Annotated in this window: 9 protein-coding genes; 6 read left to right on the top strand and 3 right to left on the bottom strand. The window is 57.6% G+C overall.

Annotated features, from left to right (window positions below; all coding sequences use genetic code 11):
• The first annotated feature begins 37 nt into the window (after window positions 1-37).
• From E8K88_RS03030 to E8K88_RS03015, 4 genes are all read left to right on the top strand, one after another.
• Complete coding sequence (locus E8K88_RS03030) at window positions 38-673, top strand: response regulator transcription factor (RefSeq protein ID WP_136405181.1); 636 nt, start codon at window positions 38-40, stop codon at window positions 671-673.
• A gap of 197 nt (window positions 674-870) precedes the next feature.
• Entirely contained in the window at window positions 871-1,716 is an 846-nt protein-coding gene (gene folD, locus E8K88_RS03025; protein WP_136405180.1) for a bifunctional methylenetetrahydrofolate dehydrogenase/methenyltetrahydrofolate cyclohydrolase FolD, read from the top strand.
• Between the two features lie 147 nt (window positions 1,717-1,863).
• Window positions 1,864-3,909 carry a M3 family metallopeptidase gene (locus tag E8K88_RS03020; RefSeq protein ID WP_136405179.1) on the top strand — a complete coding sequence of 682 codons (2,046 nt, stop codon included), beginning with the start codon at window positions 1,864-1,866 and terminating at the stop codon, window positions 3,907-3,909.
• Between the two features lie 454 nt (window positions 3,910-4,363).
• On the top strand, window positions 4,364-4,987 hold the full coding sequence (locus tag E8K88_RS03015; protein WP_168797232.1) for a glutaredoxin family protein: 624 nt from the start codon (window positions 4,364-4,366) through the stop codon (window positions 4,985-4,987).
• Window positions 4,988-5,322: 335 nt separating this feature from the next.
• Here E8K88_RS03015 and E8K88_RS03010 read toward each other — a convergent pair whose 3' ends face one another.
• The 3 genes from E8K88_RS03010 to E8K88_RS03000 all read right to left on the bottom strand — a co-directional run bounded on the left by E8K88_RS03010 (window position 5,323) and on the right by E8K88_RS03000 (window position 11,006).
• Window positions 5,323-6,279, bottom strand: coding sequence for an alpha-E domain-containing protein (locus E8K88_RS03010; protein ID WP_136405177.1), 957 nt, complete (start codon window positions 6,277-6,279; stop codon window positions 5,323-5,325).
• Window positions 6,280-6,294: 15 nt separating this feature from the next.
• Complete coding sequence (locus E8K88_RS03005; RefSeq protein WP_136405176.1) at window positions 6,295-7,785, bottom strand: circularly permuted type 2 ATP-grasp protein; 1,491 nt, start codon at window positions 7,783-7,785, stop codon at window positions 6,295-6,297.
• Window positions 7,786-8,285: 500 nt separating this feature from the next.
• Window positions 8,286-11,006: a DNA internalization-related competence protein ComEC/Rec2 gene (locus E8K88_RS03000; protein ID WP_136405175.1), complete on the bottom strand. Its 2,721-nt coding sequence runs from the start codon at window positions 11,004-11,006 to the stop codon at window positions 8,286-8,288.
• Between the two features lie 232 nt (window positions 11,007-11,238).
• Here E8K88_RS03000 and E8K88_RS02995 point away from each other — a divergent pair, with 232 nt between their 5' ends.
• Both E8K88_RS02995 and E8K88_RS02990 read left to right on the top strand, forming a co-directional pair.
• Window positions 11,239-11,700 (top strand): RidA family protein, encoded by a 462-nt coding sequence (locus E8K88_RS02995; RefSeq protein ID WP_136405174.1) that lies wholly within the window; start codon window positions 11,239-11,241, stop codon window positions 11,698-11,700.
• A gap of 229 nt (window positions 11,701-11,929) precedes the next feature.
• Window positions 11,930-12,190: a type B 50S ribosomal protein L31 gene (locus tag E8K88_RS02990; protein WP_136405173.1), complete on the top strand. Its 261-nt coding sequence runs from the start codon at window positions 11,930-11,932 to the stop codon at window positions 12,188-12,190.
• The last annotated feature ends 206 nt before the right edge of the window (window positions 12,191-12,396 follow it).

Genomic DNA, 12,396 nt, shown 5'->3' with positions numbered 1-12,396 from the left:
TTTTGCGGCTTAACCTTGAAGACAACTTGAGAGACTTATGACCATTGGCAATAAAAAAGGTACCGTATACATCGTTGATGACGATGAAGCGATTCGCGACTCACTGCAGTGGTTGCTGGAAGGCCGTGATTTTCACGTGCGTTGTTTTGACAGTGCTGAAGCGTTCTTGAGCCACTACGACGCCCGCGAAGTCGCCTGCCTGATCACCGACATCCGCATGAATGGCATGTCGGGCCTGGAATTGCAAGAAAAGCTCGTGGCCCGCGGCTCGGCCTTGCCAATTGCCATCATCACAGGCCATGGCGATGTGCCAATGGCAGTTGACACAATGAAAAAAGGCGCGATCGACTTCATTCAAAAACCCTTTGATGAAGAGGCCATTACGTCGCTGGTCGCGCGCATGCTTGAGCAAGCGCAGAGCAACTTCTCCGACCAGCAACAAGCGGCCACACGCGATGCCTTGCTGGCCAAACTCACAGCCCGAGAGTCACAGGTGCTAGAGCGCATTGTTGCAGGCCGTTTGAACAAGCAAATTGCCGATGACCTGAATATCAGCATCAAAACCGTCGAAGCGCACCGCGCCAACATCATGGAGAAGCTGGGCGCCAACACCGTAGCCGATTTGCTCAAAGTAGCGCTTGGCAACAACCCGGCTGGTGCCAAAGCAGGCTGAGCCGACACAAGCCTGGCGCACGGTGTAAGCTTGGCACAGAGACTGCTCGATCAGCGTGCTGCCTGCCTTGTTTGTTGACATCGCTGAAGCGGCCTGAGGGCCGCTTTTACCATTGTGCAGACCAGCCTCAGGCCTTGCACAACCACTTAGAACGTGTTTACTCACCTTTACATGAGTCCTGGACTCTCTAGTTTGTTATGACAGCTCAAATCATTGACGGCCTTGCCCTTTCCAAAAAACTCCGCGCCAGCTTCAAGGAAGAAGTAGGTGCCCTCACCGCACAAGGCAAACGCCCTGGCTTGGCCGTGATCCTGGTTGGTGAGGACTCGGCCTCGCAAGTCTATGTGCGCAACAAAATCAAGGCCTGCGAAGACACTGGCATCCACTCGGTGCTGGAAAAACTCGATGCCAGCACCACCCAGGCTGAACTGCTAACGCACATTGACAAGCTCAACCAGGACCCCGCCATTCACGGCATCCTGGTGCAATTGCCCCTGCCCAAACACATCGATGCCGACACCGTCATCGAAGCCATTGCGCCAGAAAAAGACGTGGACGGCTTCCATATCTCCAGCGCTGGCGCCTTGATGACCGGCCTGCCACACGGCTTCTGGCCTTGCACGCCGCATGGCTGCCTGAAGATGCTCGATGACATTGGCTACGACTTGCGCGGCAAACACGCCGTCGTGGTCGGTCGCAGCAACATCGTCGGCAAACCAATGGCCATGATGCTGCTGGGGCGCAGTGCCACCGTGACCATTTGCCACAGCGCCACCGCCGATCTGGGCGCGATGACCCGCCAGGCCGATGTGATTGTTGCCGCCGTTGGCAAAGTCAACCTGATTACGGCTGACATGGTCAAGCCCGGCGCGGTCGTGCTGGATGTGGGCATGAACCGCAATGCCGAAGGCAAACTGTGCGGCGACGTGGACTTTGAGGGTGTCAAAGAAGTCGCCTCGTGGATCACCCCCGTGCCAGGCGGCGTCGGTCCCATGACCATCACCATGCTGCTGGCCAATACGATTGAATCGGCCAAACGCTAATCAAACGGCAAGCCATCGCGGGCTTGCGCAATGCAACAAGTCCGCCCCAGCGCCTGAGCTAGCAGGCCGATCCACCAAGCGCCTGCTTGAAACGCCTGGCTTTGGCTTTATCTACCATCTGGTACGCATCACGATTGGAGGTTTACTGTGTCGTCAAACAACCCGCTGCTCTCTATTACCGACTTGCCCGCATTCGACCAAATTCGGCCCGAGCATATCCAACCTGCAATCCAAACCCTGATTGAGCAAGCCGATGCGGCGCTCAACACCGTCACGGCAGCCGACTTTCCCGCCAACTGGAATGAACTGGCCAAAGTCCTGGACGTGGCTACCGAGCGCCTCTCCAAAGCCTGGGGCGTGGTCAACCATTTGAATGGCGTCGCTGACACCCCGGCTTTGCGCGCAGCCTACAACGAAGCCCTGCCTGTGGTCACCGATTTCTGGACACGTCTGGGTGCCAATGAAGGCCTGTACGCCAAGTACAAACAACTGGACGCCAGCACACTCAACGCCGAACAACGCCGTGCCTTGGATTTGTCACTGCGCGGCTTTGTGCTCTCTGGCGCCGAACTGCAAGGCCAGGACCGCGTGCGTTTTGCCGAAATCCAAGAACGCTTGGCCGCTGCGCAGCAAAAATTCAGCGAAAACGTGCTGGATGCGACCGATGCCTACTGCTACTACGCCAGCGAAGCAGAAGTCGCAGGCCTGCCTGAAGATGTGCTGCATGCGACCGCCGAAGCCGCCACCGAAGACGGCAAAGAAGGCCAATACAAACTTTCGCTGAAAATGCCAGTGTATTTGCCGGTGCTGCAATACGCCGAAGACCGCAACTTGCGTGAGCGCCTGTTCCATGCGAATGCGATCCGCGCCTCTGACCTGGCACCGCAAGAGCAGCAGGAATTGGACAACACGGCGGTGATTGCCGAGATCCTCAAGCTGCGTGCTGAAGAAGCCCAGTTGCTGGGCTTTGACAACTACGCCGAATTGTCGCTGGCGCCCAAAATGGCCGACTCGTCCACGCAAGTGGTCGACTTCCTGCGTGACCTGGCGGCGCGTGCGCGTCCGTTTGCTGAACAGGATGCAAAAGATCTGCGCGACTTTGCCAAGCAAGAATTGGGATTGGACGACCCCCAGCCCTGGGACTGGACCTATATTTCTGAAAAACTCAAAGAAGCGCGCTACAGCTTCAGCGACCAGGAAGTGCGCCAGTACTTTGCCGCCCCAAAAGTGATTGATGGCCTGTTTGCGATCATTCAGCAGCTCTTTAACGTGCAAATCAAGCCTGAATTGGCCGCTGTTTGGCACGGCGCAGTCGAGTTTTACCGCATTGAGCGCGACGGCCAACTCATCGGTCAGTTCTACCTCGACCAGCCCGCCCGCCCCGGCAAACGCGGTGGCGCCTGGATGGACGATATGCGCGGGCGTTGGTTGCGCCCAGACACGGGCCAGCTACAAACCCCTGTCGCTTACTTGGTGTGCAACTTCTCTTCTGGAGCCGACGGACAACCGGCTTTGCTGACGCACGACGATGTGATCACGCTGTTCCATGAATTTGGCCATGGCCTGCACCACTTGCTGACGCAAGTCAATGAACGCGACGTCTCTGGCATCAGCGGCGTTGAATGGGATGCGGTCGAGCTGCCCAGCCAGTTCATGGAGAACTTTTGCTGGGAATGGCCAGTGCTGCAGAAGATGACCGCCCACGTGAAAACCGGCGAGCCACTGCCACGCGCGCTGTATGACAAAATGCTGGCGGCCAAAAACTACCAAAGCGGCATGCAAACCCTGCGCCAAGTCGAATTTGCACTGTTTGACATGCTGCTGCACCGCGCTGCACAGCCCCAAGTGCTGGAGCTGCTCAAAGAAGTGCGCGCCGAAGTCAGTGTGTTGCCAGCAGCGCCATACAGCCGCACCCCGCATGCGTTCTCGCACATTTTCGCAGGCGGTTATGCAGCGGGTTACTACAGCTACAAATGGGCTGAAGTACTAAGCGCTGATGCCTATGCCGCTTTTGAAGAAGAAGCGATTGCGCCAGGAGTAGCCAATGCTGCAACTGGCGCACGCTATCTGCACAATATTCTTGAGGCAGGTGGCAGTCGCCCAGCGATGGAGTCTTTCAAGGCTTTCCGCGGCCGCGAGCCAGCGCTTGATGCATTGCTGCGCCACCAAGGCATGTCGCAGCAGGCGGCGTAAACCCGGCCCATGCGCACAAGGCCAGGGGCTTTGCAAATAGCCTGCAAACGCCCCTGCCCCTGCCCTCATTCACGCATATTCACGGCGCCCGCTTTCATGGGGAGGGCTTGCCCTGCCTGCTTGGGCTTGAGTGCAGCGCCATACAGCGCCATACAACGCCTACTGCAACGTGGACCATGATGTTGGCAACAGGCTCGAAAAGAGTTGCTTGGCCTGCAAGCCAGGCCTGGCCGCGCGCTTTCTGCATCCAAGCAGCTTCAATCGCAACAACTCACTGAGTGGATAGCGATTTTCACCGGCTTTGAGGCGCAAGCATTTGATCCGTCCATTGGCAGGCCACACCTGATCAAAACAGCCAATTGGCGATCGCATGCAGCGATGCAACAACTGCTGCGCAAGCTTTGCTATATTCGCGTGCAATACACCGTCTATTCCCCATACACAGGAGAGAGCCATGCAACACACTCTAGGAATGCCTGAAGCGGCCGGCCAAAGCGCACAGTCTTTGGCCGCAAGCTCCAGCGTGTTGCGCAATACAGCCTGGGTTGCGGCGCTGGTGCTGTCATCGCTGGTCTCCGCGGCCTCGGCGCAAGCGGTCGTGCGTAGCCAGACTGCTGCACCACATGCAGCAGCGGCCAAACTGCCTGCCGTGTTGCAGCAAAGCGTCTCGCGTTATCCAGTCACCTTGTACGCCAGCCCTGACTGCAATGGCTGCAAGCTAGGCCGGGCGTTGCTTGAGCGCCGCGGCATTCCATTTCAAGAGTACCGCATCGCCAGTCCAGAAGAGCAACGCGCAGCCAGCAATTTAGGCATTAGCACCTTGCCGCACCTGATGATAGGCACGCAAGCACTCAAAGGCTATGACTCACAAGACTGGGCCAATTACCTCAGCGCCGCCGGCTATCCAGAAAACAGCGTCCTGCCTGCCAATTACCAAGCCCCTGCAGTGAAAAGCGTATTACCCGACGCCCCAGCGACCCCGTCCAGCACAAACGCCCCCAGTGAAGCATCCAGTGCGGCTGACACCAGTGCGCCAAGCAACCTGGACGACGCATCCCCAGAGGGCTTCCGGTTCTAAGAGCCTGTTCAAAGTCTCCACGCAGACCGCGTTGGAGCCCAAAAGGATACGATGCGCGGCAAAAACCGCAGTCGGGCTATCTGACCGGCGAGGATTTTTAACAAAGCAGCGTGCCTTTTGGGCGCCAACCCGAAGGGCAAGGCACGACTGCGTTGCCCGTTTTGCTCATACAGACGTATGAGCTGCAACAGGCGTCTTGTACTGCCTCTTTTTTGTGCCTTGCGCGACTGCGTCGGACTTTGAACAGGCTCTAAAGCCTGTTGACGACCTTTTCGCAAACCACGTTGGCAGGCTTTGCTTTAGTGAGACTGGCCCTTGCGCCTAATGCGCCACGCTCAGTGCACCAGGAAGTCTTTGCTCACGCCCATTCCCAGGTCGTTGACGCGCTCCAAAAATTGCGTCAAAAAAGCATGCAGGCCATTGGTCAAGATTTCATCGATGGTTGCGTATTGCAAATCAGCCAACAAGCGACCGGCGCGGCGCTCGGTTTTGCCCGAATGGTCATTGGAGATACTGGACAGATTGGTCATCACCTCCAGCATGGACGCATGCAAAGAACGCGGCATATCGCGGCGCAAAATCAAGAGCTCAGCAATGCGTTTGGGGCTGACCACATCGCGGTAGACCTGGCGGTAGACCTCAAACGCAGACACACTGCGCAGCAGCGACACCCAGTGGTAGTACTCCTGGGTATGGCTGCGTGGCTCCAGTGTTTTTGTGCTGCTTGGAGCAGCTTCCAGTGCATGGAACTTGACATCCAGCAAACGCGCTGTGTTGTCGGCTCGCTCTAAGAACGTGCCCAAGCGCAGAAAATGAAAGGCTTCATTGTGCAGCATCGTGCCCAGGGCCACACCGCGCGAGAGGTGCGAGCGGTACTTGACCCACTCGAAAAAACGCCCTGGATCGCGCTCAAAAATGCCGCTGCGGTTAAAACGGTGCAGCTCCAGCCAGGTCATATTGTGCGTCTCCCAAACTTCGGTAGTCAGGGCACCACGCACTGCACGTGCATTTTCACGCGCGGCTTTGAGACAAGAGTAAATCGATGAAGGATTGAGCGGGTCCAGCGCCATGAAATGCAGCACTTGCTCGGGCGTGACCTTGCCATAACGGGCCATGTAATCTGGCTGCAACTCACTGATCGACAACACCCCTGTCCAGCCCTGCATCGCGGCATCACGCGACTCAGGCATCAAAGCCGTGTCATGGTTCACGCTCAGCATGCGCGCCGTATTCTCAGCGCGCTCCACATAGCGAGACATCCAAAAGATATGGTCTGCGGTACTCGATAACATGGTTTCTCCTCGCGCTTATTGCTGTTGTTGCATGTCCAGGTTGGCCCAACCCGGCTCATCATGGCCGCCCTGCCAGCCCTCCAGAACCCAGGTGTCTTTGGTGCCACCGCCTTGCGAGGAATTGACCACCAACGAGCCCTCTTTCAAGGCCACGCGGGTCAGACCACCGGGTGCAATGCGCACGGTTTTGCCGCTCAGCACAAAGGGTCGCAAGTCAATATGCCTTGGCGCAATGCCGCTCTCGACCAGCGTCGGGCAACTCGAGAGGCTCAAGGTTGGCTGGGCAATATAGCCGCTGGGGTTGGTTTGCAAGGCATTGCGGAAATACTCCAGCTCGGCTTTGGACGCTTGTGGGCCAATCAACATGCCATAGCCGCCCGCACCATGCACCTCTTTGACGACCAGCTCCTCCAAATGGGCTTGCACGTAGGCCAGATCATCGGGTTTGCGGCCCATGAAGGTCGGTACGTTTTTCAGGATGGGCTCCTCACCGAGGTAGAAGCGCACCATATCAGGTACATACGGATACACGGATTTGTCGTCAGCAACGCCAGTGCCAACTGCATTGCAAATCGTCACATTGCCGGCGCGGTATGCCTCCATCAAGCCCGCTGCGCCCAGTGTGGAGTTGGCGCGAAACACCTGCGGGTCCAAAAAGTCGTCATCCACGCGCCGATAAATCACATCAACGCGCTGCAGGCCACGTGTGGTGCGCATGTACACAAATTTGTCTTGCACCACCAAATCCTGGCCTTGCACCAGCTCCACACCCATTTGTTGGGCCAGGAACGCATGCTCAAAATACGCGCTGTTGTACATGCCTGGTGTGAGCACCACCACCGTCGGCTCATGGATGTTGTCGGGCGTGCAGTCGCGCAAGGTCTCCAGCAACAAATCAGGGTAATGGGCAACCGGTGCGACTGCATGGCTGCTGAACAGCTCGGGGTACAAGCGCATCATCATTTTGCGGTTCTCCAGCATATAGCTGACACCACTTGGCACGCGCAGATTGTCTTCAAGCACATAAAACTCGCCATCACCGGCACGCACAATGTCAATGCCGGAGATATGCGAATAGATTTGGCTGGCCACATCCACGCCCTGCATTTCGGGGCGGTACTGGGCGTTGTTGAGAATCAAGTCGCTGGGAATAATGCCAGCACGCAAGATGTCCTGGCCATGGTAGACATCGTGCAAGAACCGGTTGAGCGCCGTGACACGCTGAATCAGGCCCTGCTCCATGCTGCGCCACTCGTGGGCGGGGATGATGCGTGGAATCGAGTCAAATGGAATCAGCCGCTCTGTGCCAGCGCCGGCCTCGTCTTTCTCGCCATACACGGCAAAAGTGATCCCCACCTGGCGAAAAATGACCTCGGCCTCCTCTTGCCGCAACGCCAATTGATCGCGCGCCATGCCATCGAGCCACTTGGCATAAGTTTGATAGTGTGGCCGCTCTTTGCCTTGCCCAATCGGCAAGGCCTCATACATTTCATCGAACTTGTGCATTGGTCGTTTCCCGTTGTGATGCGCACCCCTCCATCCTCATGGAGTGCACTGTCTTTGTTCCGCAGAACATTGGACGATCTCTATGCAGTCGCACACAAACCACGTGCTGCAATATCCGGCCCCCTATCCTCTATCAAGGCACCGCTCTGACAAGCGCGGTACACCATGCGATTGCTGGCACGCCGCGCATAACTGCAGCAAGACCGTCTACCTGCTCTAAATGCTCTAAGCAATTAGCCAGCCAGTTTTACAAGGAGGCCTGTCAATCCATCCACCATGGCCTGCAATGGCCACCTCTGGCTATTGTTTGTTTGATCGATTGCATTCGAATAATGCAAACAATGAGTCGCGTCTTCATACTAGCCCAAGCGGCTGCGGGCGGACAATGAGTGTGAATCAATCGTCTTCAGCCCATTCATCCGACTCGGCCGTTTGTTGCCGCGCCAAGCCTCCTTCTCGCCCGCAGGGCAGACAGCGAGAACAGTGCCAACACACCACAATCAACCGGCACTTGGGCGCTGCCAATACCTGCGTCTTTGAGCGCGATCACACACGATGCTCTCTGGCTGCAGTGACTGCCAAAAACTCGCACCACATTGGGGAGACTCAATGACACGCGCACCAGCTAAAACGTAGCGCTGCACCACCTCGGGGCGGGGATGGTTGAACTGGTTGGCAAAACCGGTCTGCGCAATCGCATAACGTGGTGCGACAGCGGCCACAAATCGCTCGGACGATGAGCTGCGGCTGCCATGGTGCGGCAGCTGCAGCCAATCGGCCTTGAGCTGCTCGGCATTGGCCAATAACAACTCCAGCTCCTGCAAACGGCCAATATCACCCGTGAGCAATGCTGCCGCCTGAGCGGTACTGACCCGCATCACGCAACTGGTCGCATTGGCGTTTGGCGTCTGTGGAGTTCGATCGCCACTTGCACTCCACCATTGGGCCAATTGCAATGCGCTCGGGTACAGGAATTCAAACTCCACGCCATCCCAATTCCATTTCAGACCCTGCTGGCACCAAGACATTCTGCTGCTCAAGTCCAGCTCCTCAGACCGGCCAGGCACCAGCGCGCTGCTTGCGCGCAGCGGCAACAGGGCTTGCGGAAAAGGCGCTAACACACGCATGGCCGGAAATGCCCGCATCAAGGCCGCGGCTCCCCCGGTATGGTCGTTGTGGTTATGACTCAGCACCAATAACTCAGGCACCACACCCCAGCTTTGCAAGGCTGGCAAGACCACGCGCTCACCCGCATCACCTGCTCCAAGGTAGCCTGGCCCGGCATCAAAAAGCATCGCGTGCTGCCTGGTTTTTATCAACACACCGCCACCTTGCCCCACATCCAGCGCAACGACCTCAAACACCCCAAATGGCAAGGGAGCCGGGCGCCAAGCCAGCATCAAAGCGAACACCAAGGCCCCCAGCAGCCGCAACCATGCTGGCCAAGGCCCCAGCCAACACAAGGCCGCCAACAAACCCAACCCCGCCCAGTACCAAGGCACAATGGGCCAGAACACGGCGGAGTAAGGCCACTGCGCAATCCATGCCAACACCGCCAACAAAGCCGTCATAGTCCATTTCGCCAGCACAAGCGCGGGCTCAAACCAGACGCCCAACATTGCCAAGGGCGTCACAACCCATGAGACCACCGGTATCGCCAGCAAATTGGCCACTAAACCAGACCAGGATATCTGCCCAAATAAGCTCACCGTCAAGGGAATCAACAACACCGTCAAACGCCATTGCAATTGCCAGAATTGCTGCATTTTTCCCACCCCGCTCTGGTGCAAGGCGCGCCAGCTCAGCCAGGACTTGTGGCTGCTTACGAGGGTGGCTGCATCCGCTGCGGCGGCTGGCGCGCTTGCTATTGGTGTAGATGCCCTGCTTGGCTGCTGCGCTCCTTGCTGGCTAGCCAAATTCAGCAGCACGCCGACGGCAACAAAACTCAGCCAAAAACCGGGCTGCTGCAAGGCCCAGGGATCCAGCACCAGCACCACGGCGCCGGCCAAAGACAAACTTGCATACCAAGGCCAGCGCACCCCACGCGTGCTGATCACAACCCAAACGGCCAGCATCAGCACCGTTCTTTGCGCGGGCAATTGCCAGCCACTGAACAAGGCATAAGCCAGAGCCAGAACAAAACCACCCCAAGCAGCCGCTATAGCGGCCGGTCGCCACAGCATCAGCGGCAAGCAGCGGCGCCATAGCCAGCCCACGCACAGCATGGCCAGCCACGCAAACATCGTGATGTGCACACCAGAGATGGCCATCAAATGCGCCACCCCCGTGATACGAAAGACCTCCCAATCGGCCTGGTCGATGCTGCGCTGATCGCCTGTCACCAGCGCCGCCAAGATCCCCACGCTGCGCTGCTCAAGCGCAGTGGCTGCATGCTCTGAGTGTTGGAGCGAGCCCAAGAGCCGATCGCGCACTTGCTGGCGCAGGCGCTCGAGCCCATACCGGCCGGTATCACCCAGCCACACAGGAGCTGCGTCCCTGGCGCCATCGCGCACATACGCTGTAGCCTGAACGCCCTGCTGCCAAAGCCATTGCTCATAATCGAAAGTACCTGGATTGCGCAGCCCACTGGGCTGGCGCAAGCGCAGGCTCAAACGCCAGCGATCCCCAGCGCGCACCGGCTCGGCCGCGGCACCAGAGCGGCCATCGTCGCCCTCACCAAGATGGGCCACAGCGGTTGCGGCAGGATCCAGGGCTTGCGCTGATTTGCTGTTTGACGCATACCAAGCGACATCCATCAGCTGCTGCAGGTCAATCGCTTGCCCGCCCTGCACCGCCATTGCAGCCTCAGGTTCAAAGCGAAAGCGCACCACCCCCTCTTGCAGCCGCGGCAAACTGGCTACCACGCCAGTCACCTGCACATCCAGGCCATGCCATTGGGCAGGCAAAGCCGATGCGTTAAACCATGCCGCACGCCAGCCAGCCCATGCAAACGCCATACAGGCAATCAGCAATAGCACCACACCCTGCGATGCCGCCGCAGGCACAGCCCAACTTGGCTGGCGCGCGCGCCAGACCAACACCGCCAAGCCTGCCAAAGCTGACAACAACAAACCCGAATAAACAGCTTGAGGCCACAATTGCGGCTGCTGCAACTGCAAGGCAAAACCAGTCGCAAGCGCCAACACACACCAACGTGCACTCAGTGGCAGCCGCCGCCACAAGCTTGGCTCAGCGGCCTTGTGCACTGAAACTTCTGCCATCTTGCTCATGCATGCACCCCTCATGCCTACAAGCCCCAAGCGCTATGCGCCTGACATCACCACACCATCAATCAACACACGCACCATGGCTGCCTTGTCGTATGATGGCCCTGACGGCGCGGCGGCTTCAACGGCTAGGCTGCGCTTGTGTTCTTCACCCCGTCCACCCTGCAGACCGGCTGCCTATTGCAGCCAGACTGCAGCAACACAACCTGAGCCAGAGAATCTCACCATGGGAATTTACGAAAAACTCCAAGCCCTGAACATTGAATTGCCTCCTGCAGCCAAGCCAGTAGCCGCGTATTCGATGTACAGCCAGACTGGCAATTTGATTTTCCTCAGTGGCCATATTGCTAAAAAAGACGGCGCCGCATGGGTTGGCCAACTCGGCAAAGACCTGACCACCGGCGAAGGCAAACTGGCCGCACGCGCCGTAGGCATTGACCTGCTGGCCACACTGCAATCGGCTGCAGGCGGCGACCTCGAGCGCATCAAACGCATTGTTAAAGTGCTCAGCCTGGTCAACTCAACCCCCAACTACACCGAGCACCACCTGGTCACCAATGGCGTCAGTGAGTTTTTGGTTGAGGTCATGGGCGACAAGGGCGTGCATGCCCGCAGCGCTTTTGGTGTGGCCCAACTGCCCATGGGCGCTTGCGTTGAGATCGAGTTGATTGCCGAGTTGAGCGACTAAGAAACAGCACTCGCAGAATGTACTGAAGTGCTATTGGCACATTGACAACAATGTCTGTCATGCACTCAGTACAGACTGGATTTAATAAAAATCTTTCAAAAGCTTGCGCTGCGTGCGATAATCTGCTGTTTTCTGCGCTAAGTGCTTGAGCAATGGGTGTTCAATGTGGCTGGCGCGAGGTTCTTGCCCTTGTCCCCAATTAGCAAGAGAAAAGTCTAAGAGATACGCCATGAAAGAAGGCATTCACCCTAATTACCGCGAAGTGTTGTTCGTTGACCTGTCTAACGGCTTCAAATTCGTAACTCGCTCTTGCGTTCCAACCAAAGAAACTGGCACGACTGACGACGGCCGCGAGCTGCCGTTGTTCAAGCTGGATACTTCCAGCGAATCGCACCCTTTCTACACTGGTACACAAAAATCGGTGGACAACATGGGCGGCCGCGTCGAGAAATTCCGCAACCGCTTCGGCAAGATTGGCGCCACCAAATAAGCTGGCCTCCAGTTTATTGGCCCTGCCAATACAAGCAGCGCAGCGCAAGCTACGCTGCTTTTTTTATGCGCAATGGCAGCACGGGCTTTGTCTCTGCCGTAGGCGCACTGTTTGTATTTACTAACAGGCACTGCTTAGCCTGGCTATTATTGCGGCACAATCTGCCTTTCATCGTGCGCGAGCCAGCAGCCAGCCCATGGCATGCA

Origin of the sequence: Lampropedia aestuarii, from assembly GCF_004803635.1 — a bacterium.
Taxonomy (GTDB): Bacteria; Pseudomonadota; Gammaproteobacteria; order Burkholderiales; family Burkholderiaceae_C; genus Lampropedia; species Lampropedia aestuarii.
Note: the sequence above shows the minus strand (reverse complement) of the source record. Positions and strands in the feature narration are given on the sequence as shown.